Annotated in this window: 22 protein-coding genes; 16 read left to right on the plus strand and 6 right to left on the minus strand. The window is 73.1% G+C overall.

Annotated features, from left to right (window positions below):
* Positions 1–76: 76 nt before the first annotated feature.
* Positions 77–946: an RNA polymerase sigma-70 factor gene (locus HJC40_RS27455; RefSeq protein ID WP_250005196.1), complete on the plus strand. Its 870-nt coding sequence runs from the start codon at positions 77–79 to the stop codon at positions 944–946.
* A 213-nt stretch (positions 947–1,159) separates the two neighbouring features.
* Here the strand turns inward: HJC40_RS27455 and HJC40_RS27460 are convergent, their stop codons facing one another.
* From HJC40_RS27460 to HJC40_RS27470, 3 genes are all read right to left on the minus strand, one after another.
* Entirely contained in the window at positions 1,160–1,900 is a 741-nt protein-coding gene (locus HJC40_RS27460; protein ID WP_250005199.1) for an SDR family oxidoreductase, read from the minus strand.
* Positions 1,901–2,166: 266 nt separating this feature from the next.
* The gene (locus tag HJC40_RS27465; RefSeq protein ID WP_250005202.1) at positions 2,167–2,799 is read right to left on the minus strand and encodes an MBL fold metallo-hydrolase; all 633 of its coding nucleotides are present in this window, start codon (positions 2,797–2,799) and stop codon (positions 2,167–2,169) included.
* A gap of 650 nt (positions 2,800–3,449) precedes the next feature.
* Positions 3,450–4,244 (minus strand): (2Fe-2S)-binding protein, encoded by a 795-nt coding sequence (locus HJC40_RS27470; RefSeq protein WP_250005206.1) that lies wholly within the window; start codon positions 4,242–4,244, stop codon positions 3,450–3,452.
* 381 nt (positions 4,245–4,625) lie between these two features.
* On the opposite strand from HJC40_RS27470, the gene HJC40_RS27475 reads away from it, so the two are divergent.
* The 5 genes from HJC40_RS27475 to HJC40_RS27495 all read left to right on the plus strand — a co-directional run bounded on the left by HJC40_RS27475 (position 4,626) and on the right by HJC40_RS27495 (position 9,876).
* The gene (locus HJC40_RS27475) at positions 4,626–4,979 is read left to right on the plus strand and encodes a hypothetical protein (RefSeq protein WP_250005208.1); all 354 of its coding nucleotides are present in this window, start codon (positions 4,626–4,628) and stop codon (positions 4,977–4,979) included.
* A 177-nt stretch (positions 4,980–5,156) separates the two neighbouring features.
* Positions 5,157–6,590 carry a PepSY domain-containing protein gene (locus HJC40_RS27480; RefSeq protein ID WP_250005211.1) on the plus strand — a complete coding sequence of 478 codons (1,434 nt, stop codon included), beginning with the start codon at positions 5,157–5,159 and terminating at the stop codon, positions 6,588–6,590.
* Positions 6,591–6,658: 68 nt separating this feature from the next.
* A complete protein-coding gene (locus HJC40_RS27485) occupies positions 6,659–7,300 on the plus strand; it encodes an ATP-binding cassette domain-containing protein (protein WP_250005213.1) in 642 nt (213 codons plus the stop codon).
* 200 nt (positions 7,301–7,500) lie between these two features.
* On the plus strand, positions 7,501–8,097 hold the full coding sequence (locus HJC40_RS27490) for an ATP-binding cassette domain-containing protein (protein ID WP_308200955.1): 597 nt from the start codon (positions 7,501–7,503) through the stop codon (positions 8,095–8,097).
* Between the two features lie 1,464 nt (positions 8,098–9,561).
* The gene (locus HJC40_RS27495; RefSeq protein ID WP_250005219.1) at positions 9,562–9,876 is read left to right on the plus strand and encodes a hypothetical protein; all 315 of its coding nucleotides are present in this window, start codon (positions 9,562–9,564) and stop codon (positions 9,874–9,876) included.
* Positions 9,877–9,940: 64 nt separating this feature from the next.
* On the opposite strand, the gene HJC40_RS27500 is transcribed toward HJC40_RS27495, so the two are convergent.
* Positions 9,941–11,311, minus strand: coding sequence for an HNH endonuclease signature motif containing protein (locus tag HJC40_RS27500; protein ID WP_250005222.1), 1,371 nt, complete (start codon positions 11,309–11,311; stop codon positions 9,941–9,943).
* Between the two features lie 199 nt (positions 11,312–11,510).
* Here HJC40_RS27500 and HJC40_RS27505 point away from each other — a divergent pair, with 199 nt between their 5' ends.
* The 5 genes from HJC40_RS27505 to HJC40_RS27525 all read left to right on the plus strand — a co-directional run bounded on the left by HJC40_RS27505 (position 11,511) and on the right by HJC40_RS27525 (position 16,450).
* On the plus strand, positions 11,511–12,152 hold the full coding sequence (locus tag HJC40_RS27505) for a TOPRIM nucleotidyl transferase/hydrolase domain-containing protein (protein ID WP_250005225.1): 642 nt from the start codon (positions 11,511–11,513) through the stop codon (positions 12,150–12,152).
* A 49-nt stretch (positions 12,153–12,201) separates the two neighbouring features.
* Complete coding sequence (locus tag HJC40_RS27510) at positions 12,202–12,726, plus strand: PadR family transcriptional regulator (RefSeq protein WP_250005228.1); 525 nt, start codon at positions 12,202–12,204, stop codon at positions 12,724–12,726.
* A complete protein-coding gene (locus HJC40_RS27515; protein WP_250005231.1) occupies positions 12,723–13,403 on the plus strand; it encodes an ABC transporter ATP-binding protein in 681 nt (226 codons plus the stop codon). The genes HJC40_RS27510 and HJC40_RS27515 overlap by 4 nt, the downstream gene beginning before the upstream one ends.
* The gene (locus HJC40_RS27520) at positions 13,400–15,610 is read left to right on the plus strand and encodes an FtsX-like permease family protein (protein WP_250005234.1); all 2,211 of its coding nucleotides are present in this window, start codon (positions 13,400–13,402) and stop codon (positions 15,608–15,610) included. Before HJC40_RS27515 ends, HJC40_RS27520 begins: the two co-directional genes overlap by 4 nt.
* Positions 15,611–15,724: 114 nt before the next feature.
* Positions 15,725–16,450, plus strand: coding sequence for a copper homeostasis protein CutC (locus HJC40_RS27525; RefSeq protein WP_250005236.1), 726 nt, complete (start codon positions 15,725–15,727; stop codon positions 16,448–16,450).
* Positions 16,451–16,542: 92 nt separating this feature from the next.
* Here the strand turns inward: HJC40_RS27525 and HJC40_RS27530 are convergent, their stop codons facing one another.
* Together HJC40_RS27530 and HJC40_RS27535 are read right to left on the minus strand one after the other, a co-directional pair.
* Positions 16,543–17,346, minus strand: coding sequence for an SDR family oxidoreductase (locus HJC40_RS27530; protein WP_250005240.1), 804 nt, complete (start codon positions 17,344–17,346; stop codon positions 16,543–16,545).
* 61 nt (positions 17,347–17,407) lie between these two features.
* Positions 17,408–17,746, minus strand: coding sequence for a helix-turn-helix transcriptional regulator (locus HJC40_RS27535; RefSeq protein WP_250005243.1), 339 nt, complete (start codon positions 17,744–17,746; stop codon positions 17,408–17,410).
* Positions 17,747–17,972: 226 nt separating this feature from the next.
* Here HJC40_RS27535 and HJC40_RS27540 point away from each other — a divergent pair, with 226 nt between their 5' ends.
* From HJC40_RS27540 to HJC40_RS27560, 5 genes are all read left to right on the plus strand, one after another.
* Complete coding sequence (locus HJC40_RS27540) at positions 17,973–18,344, plus strand: hypothetical protein (protein WP_250005246.1); 372 nt, start codon at positions 17,973–17,975, stop codon at positions 18,342–18,344.
* A 134-nt stretch (positions 18,345–18,478) separates the two neighbouring features.
* Positions 18,479–20,128, plus strand: coding sequence for a fatty acyl-AMP ligase (locus HJC40_RS27545; protein WP_250005249.1), 1,650 nt, complete (start codon positions 18,479–18,481; stop codon positions 20,126–20,128).
* 138 nt (positions 20,129–20,266) lie between these two features.
* The gene (locus HJC40_RS27550) at positions 20,267–21,166 is read left to right on the plus strand and encodes an asparagine synthase-related protein (protein ID WP_250005252.1); all 900 of its coding nucleotides are present in this window, start codon (positions 20,267–20,269) and stop codon (positions 21,164–21,166) included.
* Positions 21,167–21,181: 15 nt separating this feature from the next.
* Positions 21,182–21,916, plus strand: a complete 735-nt coding sequence (gene larB, locus HJC40_RS27555) for a nickel pincer cofactor biosynthesis protein LarB (RefSeq protein ID WP_250005255.1) — start codon at positions 21,182–21,184, stop codon at positions 21,914–21,916.
* Positions 21,913–23,418 carry a LarC family nickel insertion protein gene (locus tag HJC40_RS27560; protein ID WP_250005258.1) on the plus strand — a complete coding sequence of 502 codons (1,506 nt, stop codon included), beginning with the start codon at positions 21,913–21,915 and terminating at the stop codon, positions 23,416–23,418. The genes larB and HJC40_RS27560 overlap by 4 nt, the downstream gene beginning before the upstream one ends.
* Positions 23,419–23,539: the final 121 nt, after the last annotated feature.

Raw genomic sequence — 23,539 nt, forward strand, 5'->3', positions numbered from 1 at the left:
AGGCGATCGTCACGCGGCCGGCCCTGGCTTCGCAGCCGGTCACCGGGCGAGGATGAGGTGCCGGGAGGGGGCCAGCATGGGTCTGGGCGATCTGGACGAGGCGACGACGGTGTTCACCGGGGTGCGGCCCCGCCTGTTCGGCATCGCCTATCGCATGCTCGGCAGCGCCACCGAGTCCGAGGATCTGGTCCAGGACGTCTGGTTGCGCTGGCAGACGTACGATCGGGACAGGGTCGACAACCCGGCCGCGTTCCTGGCCACGACCACGACCCGGCTCGCGATCAACACCCTCCGGTCGGCCCGGGTGCGCCGCGAGACGTACATCGGCCCGTGGCTGCCCGAGCCGGTCGACACGAGCGCCGACCCCTACCTGGGCGCCGAGACGGGCAACGCGCTCGAGTTCGCCGTCCTGATGCTGCTGGAGAGGCTGACGCCGCACGAGCGGGCCGCCTATGTGCTTCGTGAGGCGTTCGACTACCCGTACGGCCAGATCGCCGACATCCTCGGGAGCACCGAACCGGCCGTCCGTCAGCTCGTGAGCCGGGGCCGCAAGCACGTCGCGGGCGAGCGCAAGGCGCCCGTCTCCACGGCCGCTCAGCGCGAGTTGCTCACCACGTTCATCACGGCGGCCCGGTCCGGTGACCTGGCCGCGCTCGAGAAGCTCTTCGCCGCCGAGGTGGCCAGCATCTCCGACGGCAACGGGGCCCGGCAGGTCTCGCGCCGGGCGGTCGTCGGCGCGGCCCGCGTGGCCAAGTACATCGCGGCGTTCGCGGACTGGTGGTGGGCCGGGGTGGAGGTCCGGTTCGTCACGCCCAACGGTCAGGCCGGCGTCGTGCTGCACCGGGGCGGCGAAACCCTCGCGGTGCTCGCGATCGACGCGTCCGAGGAGGGGATCGAGCAGCTCCTCTGGATGATGAACCCGGAAAAGCTGGGCGCCATCGGCTGATCGAACTGCCACCCGTCGGTGACGCCGTGTCCACTCGGGACCGGCGCACAGCCGGTGCCGCCGGTGGGTTCACAGGCTCGCGTTCGATCGGGCTGAGCTGCCGGCGCTTGGTCGACCCCACAGCAGTCAGCCTTCGCGCCACGACGCCGGGCGCCGAAGAGCTGGGCTCTCGGTGCCCGGCGTCCTCCCGGGTGTTCCAGCGGAAGGCGATGCCTACTTCTGGCGGGCCAGCCACTCCCGGAAGGTGGTCGTCGCCAGGGTGGCGCCCTCCGGGGCGGTGAGCACGCGACCCGGGACCGCGGCGAACATGCCGGCCGCCGGGTCGGTGACGACCGTACGCGGGTCCCCCGTGCCGGCCAGAGCCATCCGGCCGAGCTCGTCGAGCGCAAAGACCTCGGGGCCGGCAACGTTGCGGACCCCCATCAGGGGCCGCCCCACGGCGACCTCGGCCACCGCCCGAGCGATGTCGGCCGACGCGAGCGGCTGCACCGGCGTGGCCGGCAGGCGGACCGTGTCGCCCTCGGTGGTCATCGCCAGCACCGACTTGACGAACTCGAAGAACTGCCCGGCGCGGACGATCGACCACGGCACCGCACCGGCCTTGAGGATGTCCTCCTGCAGCACCTTGGCCCGGTAGTAGTCGAGGCCCGGCACCTGGTCGACGCCGATGATCGACAGGATCACGGCGTGGCCGACACCCTCGCGCGCGGCCGCCTCGACCATGTTGTCCATCGACGTCCTGAACCAGCCGATCGACGCCTCGTCGAAGGTGCGCGAGTTCGTCAGGTTGATGACGACGTCGACGCCCTTGAAGCCCTGGTCGAGCCCGTCGCCGGTGATCAGGTCGACGCCGCTCTCCGGGGACAGCGACGCCACGTCGTGCCCGTCGGCCTCCAGGATCCGGACCACCTGGGAGCCGATGAGCCCGGTCCCACCCAGTACGGCGATCTTCATTTCCGTCACATCCTTCGTGTCTGCTGTTCCGTCGTCAGCTTCGACCGGACAGCTCCTCAGGCTGTGACAGGCGGCGACGCGCGTCCCGCGTCCCCCGCCGCGGCTCAGGCGTCGCCGAGGGTCTGTTTCGTAGCTGGGGTGGGAGCGAGGCGCGGTCCAGATTTCGTCTGGTGGTGGCCCGTGGAAGCCCGGCTCCCGGTGTTGGAATCGGGCTTTCGCGGGACGCCGCCAGGCGGGATCTGGGCCTCGCCGCAGCCCCGCCCCGGCTACGAAACAGACCCAAGGGCGGCCCGCTCCTGCCCGATCGTCGTGTCGTCGCCGTGGCCGGTGTGCACCACCGTGTCGCCGGGCAGCGCGAACAGCTTCGCCCGGATCGAGTCGACGATGAGGCCGGCGTCCGAGTACGAGCGACCGGTGGCGCCCGGACCGCCCTGGAACAGGGTGTCGCCGGTGAACACACAGCCGAGCGCGGGGGCGTACAGGCAGACGGCGCCGGGCGCGTGCCCCGGGGTGTGCAGGACGGTCAGCACCGTGCCGCCCACCTCGATCGTCCCGCCGTCGGTGAGGTCGGCGTCCCAGGCGACCTCGGTGCCGTGAGTCAGCTCCCACAGCGGGCGGTCGTCCGGGTGCAGCAGGATCGGGGCGCCCGTGCGTTCCCGCAGCGCGGGCGCCACCCGTACGTGATCGTCGTGGGCGTGGGTGCAGACGATCGCCCGCACGGTGCGCCCGCCGGTCACGGCCAGGATCGCGTCGACGTCGTGCGGCGCGTCGATCACCACGCACTCGGTGTCGTCGCCGACCACCCAGATGTTGTTGTCGACGTCGTACGTCTGCCCGTCAAGGCTGAACGTGCCGCTGACAACGCCGTGGTCGACGCGCGCCGCTGTTTCCTGCCGCATGGCGTGGTTCCCTTCGTGAGGCCGGCCACCAGTGCACCAGAGGCAGCCCGCGCGACGCCGCCCGGGGTAGCCCGGTGCCCCGACCCGCCCGGCACAGCATCTGGTGTCGCGCAGGGGCGTCCGTGCCCACATATGGGCCGAGCCCGCACCTGATTCGGTCGTCGCCCTGCGGCCGCCGAGGCATACGGAATCCGTTGGGCATCCCGCACTGTCCCGCAGCGGTGACGGGGAAGGACCGCCGTCGGGCAAAGCACCGCCGCGAGACTTGAAGCAACGGCCAACAGGCGATTCGTCGGAGGACAGGAGCCCGAAGACCCGCCGGCGCACCGCACGCCGTCGAGGCGCGCGGTGATCGAAGGCTGCGCGCGGGGGTCAACGCCGCGTCCGGCGGTCGAAGGCGGCGCGGTGATCGAAGGCCGGGCGCGGTGATCGAAGGCCGGGCGCGGTGGCCGAAAGCCGGGCGGTGGCCGAAAGCCGGGCCCGATGATCGACGGCCGCGCCCGGTGTCCAAAGGCCGCGTGAGACGGCCGACGCGACGCGTCGCGACTCGGGCGATCGGCGGGCCCCACGACGGCGCCGGCCCGCGAGCTCGCCCAGCGGTTCCGGCGGCCCGGGGCCAGCTGTTCAGCCTCGGGCTCCACCGTTCCTGGTCAACGGCTCAGCACCGAACGCCAGTGGCGACGGCGCTCGTCCTCCGGGGTCAGCACGCAGTCGCCGCAGGTGCCGCCGCCGGGGATGCGGTAGTAGAGGCAGCAGTTGCGCCGCACCAGGAACCAGCGCGCCCGGTCCGGATCGGGGCGGACCAGCTCGGCCATGCCCGTCAACGGCGGTGTGGCCAGCACCGCCCCCACGATCGCCGCGCTGCGTCCGGCCAGGTGCGGCGAGTGACCGGCGATCATGCCGGCCGCGCCGCCCAGCGCCGAAGCCACGTTGCCCCACAGCACCTGCGACGACAGCGCGAACCGCTCGCCGAAGACGTCGAGCACCGGCTCGACCAGCGAGCGGATCGCCGTACGGGTGAAGGCCCCCGCGACGCCGACGGCGTCCCACTCCGCGCAATCGACAGCCGGTAGACCGGCGAAGGCGATCGGCATCGGGCCGCCCTCGACTGGTCGCCACCACAGCCGGGCCGACTCGGCCAGCGGCAGCACGCCCGCAACCGTGGCCGCGGCGAGGACCGGCGACAACAGCCGGGACGCCAGGCCCAGGAAGATGGTCGATGCGACCGCTCGTTCCTCGATCTCGTCGCTGCTCAGGCCGGACATGCGGCACAGCACCCGACGCCCTGCGTCCACCCGCTCGGCGACCACCGCAGGGTCCAAGAGGTCCGCCATCGGACGCCAGCCGTCCGAGGGCCCCAGCGCGTTCGGCAGCCAGGCGAAATAGGGCCCGAGCCGGGCGGCAGCCTCGAGCGCGGGCCCGGCGTCGACCTCGGAGCCCGGCACGGCGCCCACTCTACGACCGCATCGGGCGCGTCAGCGGGCCGGACCCATCTAGCGGGGGTCAATCGGCGGACCCGAGACCCATCCGGGGATACGGCAGGCCAACCCCGGGGACGATCCGGAGGTGTCGGCAGGCGAAGCCGGGAACCATCCGGGGGTGGCGGGCGACTACCGGGCATGGAGTTGGGGGATCACGGCCCGGTGCATGGGACAACCGGGGCGGGTGGGTGCCGGGCGATCCGCCGGCGCGGGGCTGTCCCGCCCGGCGGCCCCACCGTGCGCCACGGTCCCCACGGTCTCCTGCTGGTGCGGCCTCGCGTGTCCGTGCGTACCGGACGGACTTTTCCTGCCTCTGCCTTCGCCTTCGTTACAGCGGGGATCGCCGTGCTGGCCGGGGCACTCGTCCTGTTACTGAGTGGTCCCCTGCTGGGACGGGCGGCGGGCCCGTGCCCCGAACGGGTGTCGGTCGCCGCGTACGCGGGCGAACGACGGCTGCTGGTGCGGACCGGTTCGGCCGGCGGATCAACCGTGCTGCTGCATCTGTGCTCCGACCGGCCGATGCGCTCCTGGTCGGTCCGCGACGCGGCCGGTGGCCCGATCGCGGTGCAGCCGGTCGCCGAAGACGTGGCCGTGACGGCCGTGCCGCTGCCCGCAGGCGGGACCACCACGGTCACCGTCGTCGTCGCTCCAAGGACCGGCAGCCCGCTCACCTTCACCGCGCGAGCCGGCACGCGCTGAGCGGCCATCGCGGGCCCGTCACGGCGCCCTGGGAACCGGCTGGGAACTAATCAACTCCAGCGAGCGACCAAGCAAACGGCGGCATCCCCCGCCGCGGCTTTCCCGAATCACAGCATCGCCGCATCACCTGGTCGCAGCATCCCCCATGTCGTCGTGGACCCCCGGAACGAGGAGCCCATGTCAGTCGTCCCCGAGACTCAGGTCAAGCCGGCCGCGCCCCCCGCGGCCCCGAGGAAGTCCAGCGGCTTCGGCGCGCTGCTGTTGCGCCTGCACTTCTACGCCGGCATCTTCGTGGCGCCGTTCCTGTTCGTGGCCGCGCTGACCGGCCTGGCCTACACGCTCACCCCGCAACTCGACCAGCTCGTCTACAGCGACGAGCTGACCGTGGCGAGCACCGAAGGCACGCCACGCCCGCTGGCCGACCAGGTCACCGCCGCGCGAGCCGCGCAACCGGACGGCACGATCGCCACCATCCGGCCCGGCGTGGGCAGCGGCACCACCCAGGTCGACTTCAGCCTGCCCGAGCTGACCGATGACCGGTTGCACACGGTCTACGTCGACCCGTACACCGCCGAAGTCAAGGGACAACTGACCACCTGGTTCTCGTACACGCCGCTGAAGACCTGGCTCGACGACTTCCACCGCAACCTGCAGTTGGGCGACCTCGGGCGGCACTATTCGGAGTTCGCCGCGAGCTGGCTGGCGATCATCGCGCTCGGTGGGCTCGCGCTCTGGTGGCGGCGCCGGCGCGGCAACCGTACGGCGAAGAAGCTGCTCGCCCCTGAACTTTCCGCCCGCAAAGGGGTGCGCCGGACGCGGAGCTTCCACGCAGCGACGGGCGTCTGGCTGACCGTGGGTCTGCTGTTCCTCTCGGCCACCGGGCTGACCTGGTCACGCTACGCGGGCGAGAACTTCAGCGCCGCCCTCGATGCCCTCGACGCGCGTACGCCGTCCTTGGAGACCGGAGTCGCGGCAACCGGCGGCGGCCACCACGGTTCCTCCGGCGGGGCCGCAGCCTTCGATCCGGCCACAGTGGACGTCGTAGCCGGCGTGGCCCGCACCGAAGGACTGGACGGGCCCGTGGAACTGGGCGCCCCCGCCGACGCCACGAGCGCGTGGACGGTCGCCCAGATCGATTCCGAGTTCCCCGTACGCAAGGACAGCATCGCCGTCGATGCGACGAGCGGCGCCGTGGTCGACCGCAGCGACTTCGCCGACTATCCCCTGCTGGCCAAGGCGACCAGTCTGGGCACGAGCGCCCACATGGGCATGCTGTTCGGCCTGGCCAACCAGATCGTGCTGGCGTTGCTGGCGATCGGGCTCCTGTGCGTCATCGTCTGGGGCTACCGCATGTGGTGGCAACGCCGCCCCACCCGGACCACGGGCCGCGCGCTCGTGGGAGCTCCCCCGGTCCGCCGAGGCGCCTGGCAGCAACTGCCCCCGTGGGCCATCGTCCTCGGCGTCCCGATCGTGATCGCCGTCGGCTGGGTCGTCCCGCTCCTGGGCATCCCCTTGGCGGCGTTCCTGCTCGTCGACATCGCCCTCGGAGCGCTCCGCTCCCGCCGCCGCACCCCGCCCATCCCCGTCTCGCCCCCACCGGCCGGCAGCTGACCACCGCGCCCGCCGCCTACCTGGATCGGGGCGGGTGCCGACGGGCTCGGTCGGGCAGGATGGGTGGTGTGACGACGGCAGATCTCGTACGGCTGGAGACGGTGACCCACCTGCGCGGCTCGACGGCCGTGCTGAGCGACGTCAGCCTGAGCCTGTCGTCCGCCCGGCTGGCCGTGCTGGCCGGGCGGTCCGGCTCGGGCAAGTCGACGCTGCTGCACCTGGTGGCCGGCATCCTCGTGCCGTCCCGGGGCGCGGTGACGGTGGCGGGCCGCCCGGCCGCCTCGGTGCACGACTGGGCGACTGTGTCTCTGCTCCCCCAGCGACCGGCCCTGGCCCCCGAGTTGACCGTCGCACAGAACGCGCACCTGCCGGCCCGCCTGCGCGGGCGCGACCCCGACCCCGAACTGCTGCCCCGGCTGGGCCTCGACACCCTGGCCACGCGGCCCGCTCACGACACGTCGCTCGGCGAGCAGCAGCGTACGGCCCTGGCCCGCACCCTCGTGCTCAGTCCCGCGGTGGCCCTGCTCGACGAGCCCACCGCTCACCAGGACGACGAGCATGTCGCAATGGTGCTGGCCGCACTGACCGCCGCCGTGGCCGGCGGGACCCTCGTACTGGTCGCCACCCACGACCAGCGCATCATCGACCTGGCCGACGACCTGTTGCCGCTGCGGTCGGGCCGTCTGCTCGAGGAGCGTCCGGCCGGCTGATCCCCCGGCGCCGCCGGGGGCATGGCGACTTCCGCCCGCGCAGTTGGCCGATCCGGCCGATGGACAGTGCCCCTAAGACCTACTAGGTTGATAGACATCGTAGGTCTTAGGGACGGGAAGTGAGCCACGTGCTGCGGGTGGAACTGCGCGGAGCCGGAGTGCTCCGAAACGGCCGCCGGCTCCTCACCGGGGCCGATCTGGTGCTGAGCCCGGGAACGCTGACGGTCGTGACCGGCACGGGCGGCACGGGCGGCACGGGCGGAACCGCGCTGTTCGACCTGGTCGCCGGACTCGCGCCGACCGAGGGCACGGTGCGTTTCGACGGAATCGACGTGCGCCGGCTCGACGGCGATCGCCTCGCGGCCGGCGTGGCCGTGGTGACGCGGCGCCCGTTCCTGGTGCCCGGGTCGATCGCCGAGAACGTAACCCTGGGAGCCGCCTGCACCGACGCGGAACTGACGGAGGCGCTACGGATCGCCGCCCTCCGCGAATCGGCTGACCCCGCCGACCACCGCGTGCAGGTCGCCACAGCCCGCGCCGTCCTGCGGCGGCCCCGCCTGCTCGTGCTCGACGACGCCACCGCAGAACTCGAGCCGGACGTCGAACGACAGCTTCTCCAGAACCTCGCGGAAACGACAATCACGGTGCTGGCCGCCACAGACAGGCCGGGCCAGTTCGCCGATCAGATCGTCCGCCTGGCCGCTGACCGCATCACCGTGATCGGCCGACACGACGCCCAGTACCACCAAGTCGTGCACCCCCGAACCCCAGAGCCGATCCCGGCGACCGCTGTATAAGCGGACGGGCTCCGCAGCTGGCGGACGCTGGATCGTCACCGCGGGCGCCGGATCAATAGAGCCGGCACGGGCGTGGCCGCAGGGTCACCCGACGCCGCAGAGTCGGACGCTGGATCGCAACGGCAACGCCGGGTCGATCGAGACAGCACAGGCATGACCGCAGGACCACCCCCACCGTCAAGGCAGACGCTGGATCGCCACAGCAACGCCAGACCAATCGAGACAGCACAGGCATGACCGCAGGACCACCCCCACCGTCAAGGCAGACGCTGGATCGCCACAGCAACGCCAGACCAATCGAGCCGGCACGGGTGTGACCGCAGGGACCACCCGCACCGCAACAGCGATGCAGGACCGGCCGAGGCGGCATGGGCGTGGTGGCATGGGCATGGCCGCGGAACTACGCGGGCTGTCATGGCGGGCGCTGAACCGCAGTGGCGGACGCCGGGTCGTGATGTCGGCCGACCAGCGAGAGAGACAGAGAGGCGCCCGACGCACCCGCCGATGTTCCACCGCGCCTGGCGGGTCGTCCGATTCGCCGCCGTCGATGGTGGCTGGGATCGCGAACCCACTGGTTCAGCACCTCGCGGAACGTGTGTGGGTGCGTCTCATTCCACGCGTGGCCGGCTCCTGCGACGAGGCGAAGCCTGGCGCCCGGTATCCCTTGCGCCGTTCGTCGGGCCGCGCGGAGATTGAATCGAGATCCCGGTCGCCGCAGACCACCAAGGTGGGCGCCCGCACCGACCGGAGACTGTCGCGCAGGTCCACCCGGCCCAGTTCCCGCATGGTCTGCAGCACGCTCCGCTTGGTCACAGCAGGGTCGTCGGCGCTGAAACGACTCGCTGGAATCACGCCCATCACCACGTCCTGCACTGCCAGGAGCAACCGAGGCGGCCGCAGCTGCACGCCCGACAGCATGAGGCTGGCGACTCGTCGCGGCTGACGGACGGCGAGCCGGGCCGAACCGGAACGGCCCCGGCGTCATACCTGTGCCCGGCAAGTCCGGCGCGATCACCTCGTAGTCGGCTTCCGGCGCGGACAACTGCGGCGCCCACGCCTGCCGGCACTGAGCCAACCCATGAAGGAGGCCCAGGACCGGCTTCATGGCAGAAGCCTAGGACCTCCGGTCGACCGGGATCGATCCTCAGCGGCAAGCCGAAGATCGTCCTCGGACGCCTGCGGGCAGACCGGCCGCGACAGCTACTCCTGACCGGCAGGTCAGCCGTCGCCGGGGCCACGACGACGAGCAGCCGAATGCGTACCCGATGAGCGTCGCGCGGCGAAGCGCCGTCGACGACGACGACGACGACGACGACGACGACCGGACGGTAATCGGTGACCATGGGCGCTCGGGCAGGCACGGCACCCCGGGGTGACGCAGCCGGGCCGGCGAGCCGTTCCCCAGCCCCGGAGGCACGTGAACCCCGGACCACGCCTGGAATCGGATCATGAGATCCTTCGCTCGTGCTGGGACAGATCTCGCTCGACCACGTACTGACCGTGCTGGGGCTGATCGCGGCCCTCGGTCTGGTGACGTTGGGCATCTGGACGTTGACGACCCGGCGCATCCCGAAGGCCCTCCTCCGGCTCAGGGGAAAAGCGGGTGCCGGCCACCCCGTCAGGTTCGGCGGATTCTGGCTCCTCTTCGGCGCGGCTTCCGTGCTGCTGACCACGGCCGACATCGTGGATCCCCCCAACGGCCTGGACACCGTGATGTTCGCATTGGCCGGTGTCGCCGGTCTGTCGTCTCTCGTCTGGTACGCAGTACGCCAGGATTGACCGCGCGACAGCCAAGGCGTCGATCCGTCCCGCCAGGTCTCAGCGCCGCAAGTCGAGTGCCTGACTACCGGTCTCGTTCGATCCCGTCGGCCGCCGCCTGCGACCGCTCAGGGTGCGCTCGGCGTCGGTGGTAGAGGTTGCGGCGTGGTCGTCGTAGCGGGTCGATGGACGGTGGTGGGTAGAAGTCGGGGTGCTGGTCGGGGCCGAGGCGGATCTGCCAGCCGCCGCCCGGGTGGTGGATGAGTCGGTGGTGGTGGCGGCAGAGCAGGACCAGGTTGTTCAGGGTGGTGGGGCCGCCGTTGGTCCAGGCGGTGAGGTGGTGGGCGTCGGTCCAGCGTGGTGGGCGGTCGCAGTCGGGGAACGCGCAGCCTTGATCGCGGATGTGCAGGGCGCGGCGTAGGGGGCCGGTGGCGAGCCGGCGGGCGCGGCCGGTGTCGAGGATCTGGCCGGCGCCGCCGAGGACGAATGGCAGGATGCGGGCGTCACACGCGAGGCGGCGGATCGTGCCGGCTGACAGGCGCCGGCCGGTGTCGGTGGTGCCGGTGCTCAGAGTGCGGGTGAGCGGGTCGTAGGCGACGGTGACAGCCAGCTGGGGCGGTTCGCCGCCGTCGCTGGGCAGCTCGCTGGTGCGCAGGGCAAGCCGGCAGATGTCGATCAGGGCGTCGGCGCGGCGGTGCGCTGCCGTCCGGTCGTCACCTGGGGCCGGGGTGCACAGCGGGTGCAGAGCGGCTTGGACGATGGTGGCGTCTTCGGCGCCGAGCAGTCCGGAGATGCGGACCAGCCCATCGACCGGCAACGACAGGGTCAGACCGCGCCGCTCGTGAGCGCGGGCTTCCTGACGCGCCAAGGCTGCCTCGTCGGCCCGCTCGGCAATCTCCGGAGCGACGTGGGCCAGGATCCGCTCACCCACCCGACGTAGCTGGTAGGCCGGCAACCGCCCAGCCATCCCGATCATCGTGGTCTGCGCCAGCTCGGTGAGCCGCGACACTTCGGCCGAGTCGGGATGTCTGCCATGGCCCTCGCCGTTGCCGTCGCCACCGTGGCCGTCGACGTGGTGGACGAGGTCGTCGGGTAGGGCGTCGAGCGTTTCGGCGATCACGGTGGACTGGCGCAGGTTGAGGTGGCCGTCCAGGACAGCCTGTTCGACTGCCGGGTGCCGGCTCAGCGCGGCGGCCTGGCCGGCCAGCTCGCGGGCCGGTTGCGGATCGAGCAGCAGCAGGGCGCGGAGCCAACCGGCCGTGCTGCGGTGGCCCTGCGCTGAGGGCACACCACGGGTGACGGCCTGCTGCACCAGCCGTGCCTGCAGCGCCGCGGCGCATTGCTCGAGACGATGCGCAGCCTTCAGGCCGACGGTGAGCTCGTCGTCGGCCAGCGGCCACAACGGGGCTGCGGCGAGCTTCGCCGCGTCCTCACTGAGCTGTCGCACGTCCGCCATCACGGGGACCATGCTCGAGCAGGCGTACGACACTTTCCGGCCTTCGCAGACCGCCGAGAAGATCGACATTCACCATGTGAAGGCGATCATCAGGCCGCCCCGACCATCGGAACGGCACTCGTCCCCGGCGCCCGGGTCACCGCCGGGCATCGGAGTAATTATCTGGCCACGGGCAGGCTCGCCCCGGAGGATGTGCGGCATGGCCACCAGCCGCCGCGTTCGCCGCCGCCAGATCTCGGAGACGGCGCTGACCGGGTACGACCACGGGCCCGACGCGCCGCTGCGGGCCACCGCCCGCCAGCTGGGGAAGATCGGCGACGCGGCCACGCTGGTCCTGGTCGAGGGCGTGAGCGACCAGATCGCCGTCGAGACGGCCGCGGCGGGGCGGGGCCGCGATCTCGAGGCGGAGCGGGTCGTCGTCGTGCCGATCGGCGGGGCGCACGCCACTGCGCGCTTCCTGACCGGGCTGGGGACCTCGGCCGGCCGCCTGAGGCTGCTCTCGCTCTGCGACGTACGGGAGGAAGAACTGGTCCGGCGCGGGCTGGGCACCGCACCGCACGCCCAGCTGTTCGTGTGTTCGCGGGACCTGGAGGACGAGTTGATCCGGGCGCTCGGCGCCGCGCGGGTCGAGGCGCTCATCGACGCGCAGGGTGAGGCCGGGTCGTTCCGGACGCTGCGGGGTCAGCCGGCGTGGCGCGATCGCGACCTGGCGGCGCAGATCCGGCGTTTCTTCGGCAGTGGCTCCCGGCGTAAATCCCGCTACGCCCGGGTGCTCGTCGAGGACGCTCTGGCTCGGGACGTGCTGCCGCGGCCTCTCGGCGCCCTTCTCGAGGCGCTGTGAGCGATCCGGGTCTTTTCTGAACGTATACTCTCGGCGTATAGTCTCGAGCATGACGGTGCCGCTGACTCTGCTCGGACTTCTGGAACGTGAACCCAGCCATGGGTACGACCTCAAACGCGACTACGACGCCCTGTTCGGGCGGGACAAGCCGCTCTCCTTCGGCCAGGTCTACTCGACGCTGAGCCGGCTCGCGCGCGACGGCAAGGTGGTCATCAGCGACCCCGAGCCGGGCGCCGGGCCCGACCGCAAGCGTTACGTCATCACCGATTCGGGCGCGACCGAGGTCGACAGCTGGCTGACCGAGCCGGTCGCGCCCGAGCCGCACCTGCAGACCGTGCTGTTCGCCAAGGTGACGCTGTCGCTGCTGCTGAACCGGCCGGCCGAGCAGTATCTCGACACCCAGCGCGCCGCCCACATGCAGCGCATGCGCGAGCTGACCACGGTCAAGCGGTCCGGCAGCCTCGTCGACTCGCTGCTCGCCGACCACGCCCTGTTCCACATCGAGGCCGACCTGCGCTGGATCGAGCTGACCGCGGCCCGGCTCGACGCGCTGGCCCGGGAGGTCGGGCGATGACTGTCCTCGAGGCGCGCGATGTGCACTTGTCGTTCGGCCGCACACCCGCCCTGCGCGGCGCCGAGCTCCGGGTGGCCGAGGGCGAGGTCCTGGCCGTGATGGGCCCGAGCGGGTCCGGCAAGTCGACGCTGCTGCACTGTCTGGCCGGCATCCTCGTACCGGGCTCGGGTGAGATCCACTTCGACGGCCGGCGCATCGACCGGCTGGGTGAGACCGGCCGCAGCGCCCTGCGGCGCGACCGGTTCGGCTTCGTGTTCCAATTCGGACAGCTGGTGCCCGAGCTGACCGCCGAGGAGAACGTCGCGCTGCCCCTGTTGCTTTCGGGCGTACGCCGGGCCAAGGCGACCGCCGAGGCCCGGGTCTGGCTGGGCCGGCTCGGCCTCGACGGACTCGAACGCCGCACGTCGGGCGAGCTCTCCGGCGGTCAGGCCCAGCGGGTCGCGCTGGCCCGCGCGCTCGTCGCCCGGCCGCGGGTGCTGTTCGCCGACGAGCCGACCGGCGCGCTCGACTCGCTCACCGGGGAGCACGTCATGGATCTGCTGGTCGGTTCGGCCCGCGACGAGGGCACCACGGTTGTGCTGGTCACGCATGAGCCGCGAGTGGCCGCGTACGCGGATCGGGAAGTCGTCGTGCGTGACGGCAAGGTCCTGGCGCTGACGGCCGAGGCCGTCGCGTGATCCGCTTCGGTCTGCGTCTCACGCTGGCGGGGGGTCGTGAGGCAGCCGTGCGGCTGGTCGTCATCGCGGTCGCGATGGCGTTCGGGGTGGGTCTGCTGATCGCCGCGCTGGCCGGGCTGGGCGGCGTCTCCCAGCAGAACGACCGCTACGGCTGGGCCAACTCGGCCGGCAGCGCCGGGCCCGATCCGTTGTGGTGGCAGTTGCGGATCGACGAGTTCGACACGAGAAGCATCGGCCGGGTCGACCTGGCCGCCACCGGGCCGCGCTCGCCCGTGCCGCCCGGTCTGCCGCGCCTGCCCGGGCCAGGCGAATACTTCGCGTCCCCGGCCCTGGCCACCCTGATCGCCGCCACGCCCGCCGCCGAACTGGCCGGCCGCTTCCCCGGACGGCTGGCCGGCACGGTCGGCGACGAGGCCCTGCCCTCCCCTGACTCGCTGGTCGCCGTCGTCGGCTACGCGCCCGGCGAGCTCTCGCAACGCCCCGGCGTCCGGCGGGTCGGCACGATCACGACGTCCGCGCCCACCGCCTGCCCCGACGGCTGTTGGTCCGGCATTCCCACCGCCGGGCTGCAGCTGATCCTGGGCGTGGTCGCCGTCGCGCTGATCCTGCCCCTGGTCATCCTGGTCGGCACCACCACCCGGCTGGCCGCGACCCGCCGCGAGCAGCGTTTCGCCGCGATGCACCTGGTCGGCGCGACCCCTCGCCAGGTGGCTATCGTGTCGGCCGTCGAGGCGACGGTGTCGGCGATCGCGGGCACCGTGGCCGGCTTCGGGCTGTTCCTCCTGGCCCGCGACACCCTCGCCGCGGTCCCGTTCACCGGCGCTCCCATGTTCCCGGCCGACCTCGCGCTGAGCCTTCCGCTGGTCGCCGGCGTCGCCCTCGGCGTCCCGCTGCTGGCCGCCGCCGCGGCCCTGGTCTCGCTCCGGCGCGTACGGGTGTCGCCGCTCGGCATCGCCCGGCGCGCCGCCGCCCGGCCCCCACGGGCCTGGCGGCTCGTGCCGCTGCTCGCCGGCCTCGGGGAACTCGCGTTCTTCATCGGCCGCCGCCCGTCCACCACCGACGGTCAGATCCTGGCCTACCTGTCCGGCATCTTCCTCGTGATGATCGGCCTGGTCGTGGCCGGCCCGTGGCTGACGATGGCGGTCGCCCGCGTCGCCGCCCGGCGCGCCGGCGGCACGGCCGGGCTGATCGCGGCCCGCCGGCTGGCGGCCGACCCGAAGGCCGGCTTCCGGTCGGTCAGCGGCCTGGTGATCGCGCTGTTCGTCACCACGGTGTCGGTCGGCATCATCGGCTCGATCGCGGCCGACCGGTCGGCCGACACGGTCGGGGCGGCCACCGCCGACAACTCGGTCCTGTTCGCCATCTTCCGCGACGGACCGACCGCCCCGACCGGCGATCCGGTGCCGGCCGCGCTGAACGACCAGCCGGGCGTCCGGTACGTCGCCGTCACCCGCCGCCCCCCGGCCGATCTGCCCGCCCCGCGCATCACCGTCGGCGGCCAGCTCTGGCCGTCCTCGCTCGTGTCTTGCGCCGACCTGGCCCGTACGCCCTCGAAGGGCCGGTGTGCCCCGGGCGCCGAGGCGGCCTGGGTCTTCAGCACCCTGGAGGATCCCGAGGGCTGGAGCGGCGTCTGGCCCGCCGCCGACATCTCCGCCACCCGTCTGAGCACGTTGCCGGCCGACACGATCGTCACCTTCACCGACGGCTCGCGGGCCGCCGTCGAGGGGGCCCGGACGACCCTCACCAACGCCCACCCCATGATGTACGCCCCGTTCACCGAAGCCGGGTGGAACGCGGAGACGGCCCGGGTCTTCGAGGGCTGGCAGCGCCTGGCCGAGGTGGTCGTGCTGATCAGCCTGGCCATCGCCGGGTGCAGCCTGGCGGTGGGCGTCGCGGGCGGCCTGAGCGAACGCAAGCGCCCGTTCAGCATGCTGCGCCTGGCCGGCGTCCCGCTGCGGACCCTGCGGCGGGTGGTGGCCCTGGAAAGCGTGACCCCGCTGCTGGCCGCCGCCGTGGTGGCGCTCGGGGCCGGGTTGCTGGCCGCCCATCTGTTCCTGCGGGCGCAGATGGAGATCTCGCTGCAACCGCCGGGCCTGTCGTTCTACGCGATCGTCCTCGGCGGCGTGGCGGCGTCGCTGGGCGTCATCAGCCTGACGCTGCCCCTGCTGCGCCAGATCACCGGCCCCGAGGCCGCCCGCAACGAGTGACCGGCTGGCCGGGCGGCGGCCACCGCGCAGCCGGGCCGGCTTCGATGGGATACTTCCCAGGGTCCAGATCCGCTGAGGCCCGAACCGCTGAGAGACACGGGAGAGCGCCGCCTGATGGTTGCCTTTGAGCTGGCTGTTCAGGACGCGCACGGGCTGGACGTCGCCGCGCGGCTCACGGTCGACCGCATCGAGCTGTGCTCGGCGCTGCCGCTGGGCGGGGTGACGCCGTCGCTCGGGTTCGTCGAGGCGGCGACCGGCACGGCGGGCATCCCACCGGTGCACGTGCTGGTGCGGCCGCGGCCCGGCGGTTTCGAGTACGAGCCGGCCGAGGTGGCGGTGATCGTCGCCGACGTCCGCCACGCCCGGGCCGCCGGGGCCGCCGGGGTGGTCGTCGGGGGCCTGCGCGGCGGCCGGGTCGACGCCTCCCTGGTCGAGCGGGTGATCGAGGCGGCCGCCGGCGCCGACGTGACGTTCCACCGGGCCTTCGACAACGCCGAGGACCCGTACGCGGCCATCGACGCGCTCGTGGGGCTCGGCGTGCGGCGGATCCTGACGTCGGCCGGGGCCGCGAACGTCGCCGACGCGTTGCCGGCGCTGGCCCGGCTCGTCGAGGCGGCCGCCGGCCGCATCGAGATCATGGCCGGCGGCGGGGTACGGCCCGGCGTCGTCGGGAAGATCGTGGAGACCGGCGTCCCGGCCGTGCACGCGTCGGCCAAGCACGTCGTGCACGACGCGGCGGGAGTCTCGCTGGGCACGGCCGACGGCGCCGGGCGCGAGACCACCGACGAGGCCGAGGCCCGGCGCATCATCGAGGCTCTGCGCGGCGGCCCGGCGGTCTGACCGCGCGGCGGGCTCCATGCGAGGCGACGGCGGCCGGGCTGCTGCGGCGCCACGACGTGCGGGACGACGACCTGGTCGCCCCCATGGGCAGCTCAGCGGGCCAAGCCGTGCCGGCGGTGGGTGAGCTTCTCGGCCAGCCAGACGGGTGCCAGGCGCCGGGCCGGGAACACCAGCGCGGCGTTGCTGCCGACGGCGTACCGCTGACGGGGCCGGTCCTTCTCGATGGCGGTGACGATGGTGGCGGCGACCCGCTCGGGTGGGATGCCGGCCGCCTCGTTACGGTCGAGGGCGGCCACCATCCGCTCGTAGTCGGGGCGGTGCGGTGAATCGGGCTCGATGGAGCTGGTGCGGCGGGCGCTCAGACCCGTGTTGATCGAGCCCGGCTCGACCGTGGTCAGCCAGACACCGTACGGCGAGAGCTCGTGCCGGGCGCCGTTGCTGAAGCCCTTCAGGGCGGCTTTGGTGGCGACATACGACGACCGGTAGGCCAACGGGAACGACGCCAGCATGGAGCCGACCATCACCACCCGCCCGTAGCCCCGCTCCCGCATCCCGGGCAGGGCCAACTGCGTCAGCCGTACGGGTCCCAGCACGTTGACCTGGAACAGCCGGCGCAGCACCTCGCCGGGCAGTTCCTCGAACGGCCCGCTGTGGCTCTCGCCGGCGTTGTTGACCAGGATGTCGACGGTCCGCAGCGGCTCGGCCAGGGCTTCGACCGAGCCGGGCTCGGTCAGATCGAGCGGCAGATAGTCGACGCCGGGCGCCCTCTGCTCCGGGGTGAGGTCCTCGGGGTGCCGGCTCGTCCCCAGGACCCGGTAGCCGCGGGCGGCGAGCGCGGTGGCCGTGGCCAGGCCGATGCCGGACGAGGCGCCGGTGACCAGCGCAGTGCGATCCATCGACGCACCCTATCGGTCGGCCCGGCGCTCCCGGTGATCGACTCGCGGCGACGATCGGCGGTCAGTCGGCGGGTGAGTGGGCCCGCAGCTCGGCCAGGAGGCCGTCGCGGTCGGTGAGGACGGCACCCAGGATGCGGCGGCCGGCGGCAAGCAGGTCAGCCACGTCGGGCGTGCTCAGGGCGTACATGACCGAGCCGCCGTCGCGGAAGGAGACCACGACCCCGGTACGCCGGAGGACGGCGAGCTGCTGGGACAGGTTGGACGGTTCGACGTCGATCTCGGCGAGCAGATCGCGGACCGGGCGCGGACCGGCCTGCAGCAGTTCGAGCACGCGGATGCGCACCGGGTGGCCCAGCGTGCGGAACATCTCGGCCTTGGCCTGGTAAAGCGGCACCGACATCGACATCTCCCCCACCTGAAATGCGTGCCGACAACCTTAGGGGGCACGTGACCATCCGCACCAATGCGCAATTCCCGAGCTGCCGAATTGCAGAATTCTTCAATTCGCGGCCCAGACCTCAGAATCGTCGAACCGGATCGGGCGCGCGTGACGGACAACGTGTCCGATCGACGACCGCCGTTCCGGGCCATGCTGGTTGCAGGCCCACGGAAGGAGCAGACGGGGAATGGCCGAGATGGACGTGGCACTCAAGGACGCGCTGCAGCTGGACGGCGCGCTGGCGGTGGCGATCGTGGACTGGACCAGCGGAATGGCCCTCGGCACGGCGGGCGGCGGCTTCGGGTTCGACATCGCCGTCGCGGCGGCCGCGAACACGGAGGTGCTGCGCGCGAAATACCGCACGCTGGAAATGCTGGACCTCGGCGAGAACGTCGAGGACATCCTGGTGACCCTCGAATCGCAATATCACCTGATCCGCCCGATCACCGCCCCGGACGGTCATGGCCTCTTCCTTTATCTGGCCCTGCACCGGGAGCGCGCCAACCTGGCGATGGCGCGGCACCGGTTGCGGCTCATCGAGCAGCAGCTGGAGATCTGAACCGGCCGGGCCGCGGGCTTTGCCGAGGCCTGTACGCCGGCGTGTCCCCAGGACGCCGCAGAGGCGATCGCGTCTGTCCACAGGGCCGGCGTCGACCGGCACGATCTTGAGCGCGCTCGCGTAGCGTGCTTCCCGTGAGCCGCTTCGTCGATGGTGTGATCGCCAACGCCGCCCGAGCCCGCACCGGCATGGTGACCGGCGAGCCCGGGCCGGCCGTCCGTCGTCCGTGGACCGAGGTGCACGGTCAGGCCCGCCGCATCGCCGGCGGGCTGGTCGCCGCGGGGCTGCGGCCCGGTCAGGCGGTGGCCGTGCTGGCCGGGACGCCGGCCGAGATCGCCCCGGTGGCGCAGGGGGTGTGGCTGGCCGGCGGCAGCGTCACGATGCTGCACCAGCCCACGCCGCGCACCGATCTCGGGGTCTGGCGCGACGACACCCTGCGGGTGCTGCGGATGATCGACGCTCAGTCGGTGGTCGTCGGCGCGCCGTTCGAGCAGATGGCGCCGGCCCTCGACGCGTACGGCATCCGGCACCACTCCCCCGCCCAGCTCGGCCAGAGTCCCGAGGCCGACCCGGTCGACGCCGGCGAGGACAGTCCGGCGCTGCTCCAGCTGACCAGCGGGTCCACGGCCGACCCCAAGGCCGTGCGGATCACCCACCGCAACCTGTGGGCCAACCTGCGCGACGCCAGTGAGCATCTGCGCTGCGGCGAGGACGGGGTGATGGTGTCGTGGCTGCCGATGTTCCACGACATGGGCATGATCGGCTGCCTGGCGCTGCCCATGCTCAGCGGGCTCGAGCTGGTCAGCGTGACCCCGGCCGACTTCCTGGGCCGGCCGCTGCTCTGGGCCGACCTGATCAGCCGCTACGGCGGCACGATCACCACCGCGCCCAACTTCGCCTGGGCCGTGCTCACCCGTCAGCTCGCCCGGGTGGAGCCCGGCCGGCTCGACCTGTCGACCCTGCGGGTCGCCTGCAACGGCGCCGAGCCGATCGACCCGGCCACGATGCGCGCGTTCGTCGAGGTGGCCTCGCGGTTCGGGTTCGACCCGGGCGCGGTCAACTGCTGCTACGGCGCGGCCGAGAGCACCCTGGTCATCTCGTTGTCCGGGCTGGCCGACCCGATGATGCTCGACCGGGTCGACGCGGCCGCCCTCGAGCGGGACAACCGGGCCGTCCCGGCCGGCGCGACGGCCTCGGCCGAGCGCGAGATCCCGATGCTGGGCCGCCCCTTCCCCAGCGTCGAGGTGCGGGTCGTCGACGACGACGGCAAGCCGCTCGGCGAGCGTGAGGTGGGCCGGCTCCAGCTGCGCGGCGAGTCGGTGACCGACGGCTACCTGACCCCCGAGGGCTGGGAGCCGGCCCGCGACGCCGACGGCTGGCTCGACATCGGCGACGAGGGTTATGTGGCCGACGACCAGATCGTCGTCTGCGGCCGTCGCAAGGACGTCATCATCATGGGCGGGCGCAACATCTATCCGACCGACATCGAGCGGGCCGCCGGCGCCGTGGACGGGGTGCGCGAGGGCAACGTGGTCGCCGTCCGGCTGCTGGCCGGCGAGGGGGTGGCCCGGGAGTCGTTCGCGGTGCTGGCCGAGTCGCGCCAGGCCGCCGACGAGGCCGCCGCGGCCCGGATAGCCCGCGAGGTCACCAGCCGCGTGGTGGCGGAGATCGACGCCCGCCCCAGCGTCGTGCGTGTCGTGCCGCCCGGCTCGCTGCCCAAGACGCCGTCCGGCAAGCTGCGCCGCGCCGCGGCCCGGCAGCTGCTGGAGCCCTCCGATGGCTGACCGCCGGCGCCGCGGGCCGGCGGTTTGAGGCCGGTCCGGCGGTGGGGTGAGCGGGCGGACCCGCACCCGGTTCGGCGATCACCGCAACAAATGGCAACCGCTTGCCAGCCGCCGGGGGCGGCGGCGTGCAATGACGGGATGACATCACCGGGCACGGACGAGGCCGGACGGGCAACGGCCCAGGTCGCGGAGCAGCTTCGCGGGGTCCAGCGGCTCGGGGTGGCCTATTCGGGCGGGGTCGACTCGTCGGTGCTGCTGGCGCTGGCCGTGCGGGCGCTCGGGGCCGGACGGGTGGTGGCGATCCTCGGGGTGTCGCCGAGCCTGGCCGCCGACGAGCGGACCGCCGCCCACCGGGTGGCCGAGCGGATCGGGGCGCCGGTCGTCGAGGTCGAGACCCACGAGGGCGAACGCGAGGCCTACCGGGCCAACGGGCCCGACCGGTGCTTCCACTGCAAGGACGAGCTGTTCACGCGGATCGGCGACGAGGTCGTGGCCGCGCACCGGCTCGACGCGGTGGCCTACGGCGAGAACGCCGACGACGTCCGGCGGCTCGACCGGCCCGGAGCGAGGGCGGCCGCGGCCCACCGCGTGCTGAGCCCGCTGGCCGCCGCGGGTCTCGACAAGGCCGCCGTACGCCGGATAGCGCACGCCTTCGAGCTGCCGTGCGCCGACAAGCCGGCCGCGCCGTGCCTGGCCTCGCGCATTCCGCACTTCCAGATCGTCAGCCCTCGTAAGCTCAGCCAGGTGGAGAAGGCCGAGGCGGCGCTGCGCGGGCTCGGGTTCGGTGACCTGCGGGTGCGTCACCACGGCGACATCGCCCGCATCGAGCTCCCGGCCGAGGACCTGGTGCGGGCGGCCGGTGAGCCGCTGCGCGAGCAGGTGCACCGGGCGGTCACCGGGGCGGGCTTCCGCTTCGTCACGCTCGACCTGGCCGGCATCCAGTCCGGGGCGTTCACCGGCGCCTTCGTCGGCCCGGACGCTCGAGATCCGGCGCCCGGCCGGCCAGGAGACGAAGGACCGTCCGATGGCCGAGGCTGAAAGCTGGACCACTCGATGACCCCTCCTCATGCCGGCGACCCGATCGGGGCGGCGGGTCTGGAGACGTACGCGGATCTCGATCTGGATCGGATGCGGCGCCGCGGATATCCCGAAGCCGTCTACTGCGCGGGCAAGACGCCGGAGCAGGTGGCGGGGATAGCGGCGGCGATGCGCGAGCGGTCCGAGGTCGTCACGCTCTTCACCCGGGCCGGCCCGGAACACGCGGCGGCGGTGCTCGGCGCGCTGCCGGACGCCTTCCACGACCCGGTGGCCGGGCTGCTCGCGTGGCCGCCGCAGCCGCCCGGGCCGAGCGGCGGGCGGGTGGTCGTGGTCGCCGCGGGCACGTCCGACCTGCCGGTGGCCCGCGAAGCGGCCGTGACCGCGCAGTATCTCGGCCGGGCGACCGAGCTGATCGTCGACGTCGGCGTAGCCGGGTTGCACCGGGTGCTGTCGCACGTCGAGGTGCTGCGGCGGGCCCGGGCGGTCGTGGTCGTGGCCGGGATGGACGGCGCGCTGCCGGGCGTCGTGGCCGGGCTGATCGCGGCGCCGGTGGTCGCGGTGCCGACCTCGGTGGGCTACGGCGCCGCGTTCGAGGGCCTGGCCGCGCTGCTGACCATGCTCAACGCCTGCGCTCCGGGGGTGGCCGTGGTCAACATCGACAACGGTTACGGGGCGGGCCACCTCGCGGCGCAGATCGCCGCTCCCCCCGGCAGCGAGGGCGACGGCGGTCCGGCGTCGGGGGTCGCGTGACGGGACGGCACGCCTGGATCGACGCCTCGGCCGGCATCGCCGGGGACATGCTGCTCGGGGCGCTGCTGGACGCCGGCGCGTCGCTCGACGTGGTGCGGGCGGCGGTGGACGCCGTCTCGGACGGCACCGTGCGGATCTCCACCCGGGAAGTGACCCGCAACGGGTTGCGGGCGCTCAAGGCCGAGGTCGAGCCGACGGCCGCCGATCCGCCCCACCGCACCTGGCGGGACGTGCGGGAGCTGCTCGAGCGGGCCGGCGCGGCGGCGGACGACGCGGCCGGTGTCTTCCGGCTGCTGGCCGAGGCGGAGGCCCGGGTGCACGGGATCGCGGCCGACGACGTCCACTTCCACGAGGTCGGGGCGCTGGACGCGATCGCCGACGTCGTGGGTTGCTGCGCGGCGCTGGCCGACCTGGGCGTCACGAGCGTGTCGGCCGGGCCGGTGGCGCTGGGATCGGGCAGCGTGCGCGCCCGGCACGGCCGGCTGCCGGTGCCGGCGCCCGCGGTGGCCGAGCTGGCCCGGGGCTGGCGGGTGTCCGGCGGCGGGGACGGCGAGCTGGCCACGCCGACCGGGCTGGCGTTGCTGCGGGCCTTCGCACAGACCTGCGAGCGGCTGCCGCCGATGCTGCTCGACGCCGTGGGGGTCGGGGCGGGCACCCGGGACCCGGCCGGGCACGCCAACGTCGTCCGCGTCCTCATCGGGGTCGCGGACGAAGCCGGGGCCGGGTACGGAGCCGGGGCCGGGTACGGAGCCGGGGCCGGGTACGGAGCCGGGGCCGGGTACGGAGCCGGGGCCGGGTACGGAGCCGGGGACAGAGCCGAGGCTGGGGCCGGGGCCGGGGACAAAGCCGAGGCCAGGGCCGGGGCCCGGGACAAAGCCGAGGCTGCGGCCGGGGCCGGGGACAGAGCCGAGGCTGCGGCCGGGGCCGAGGCTGGAGACAAAGCCGGGACCGTCGACAAAGCCGGGACCGGGAAGAAGGTCGGGGCCGAGGAGCGGCCGGACGCGAGCTGGGGCGAAGTGGCCGAGGGAGCTGTGCTGCTGGAGGCCAACGTGGACGACCTCGATCCCCGCCTGTGGCCCGAGATCCTGGCCGGGCTGATGCGCCAGGGCGCGTCCGACGCTTGGCTGGTGCCGATCGTGATGAAGAAGGGCCGCCCGGCGCACACGCTCAGCGTGCTGTGCCCGCCGGGACTGGCCGGGGCGCTGCGCGAGCGGATCTTCCGCGACACCAGCACGCTGGGGGTCCGGCACAGCCGGCGGGACAAGGTGGCGCTGGAGCGGGCCTTCGCCGACGTCACCGTGGGCGACACCCGCATCGCGGTGAAGGTGGCTCATCGTGACGGCATCATGCTGCAGGTCATGCCCGAGTTCGAGGACGTCGCCGCGCTGGCCCGCCACCAGGGCAGGCCGGAACGGCTTGTACTGCAGGACGCCCTCGCCGCCGCCATGGCCGCGGGCTTGATCGTCGGAGAAACGCTACCCGCCAACCTCCGACCCGCTTAGCGCCGCCGTAGGGGCAGGCCACCGCCGGCAAACCTCCAAGCTGCTCGTAGCCGCCTCCGCCGAACCTCCGAGCCGCTCAGAGCCGCCGTCCCGGCAACCCACCGCCGCCGAACCTCCCGAG

The sequence above is a fragment of the Actinoplanes sp. M2I2 genome, assembly GCF_023544445.1.
Taxonomy (GTDB): domain Bacteria; phylum Actinomycetota; class Actinomycetes; order Mycobacteriales; family Micromonosporaceae; genus Actinoplanes.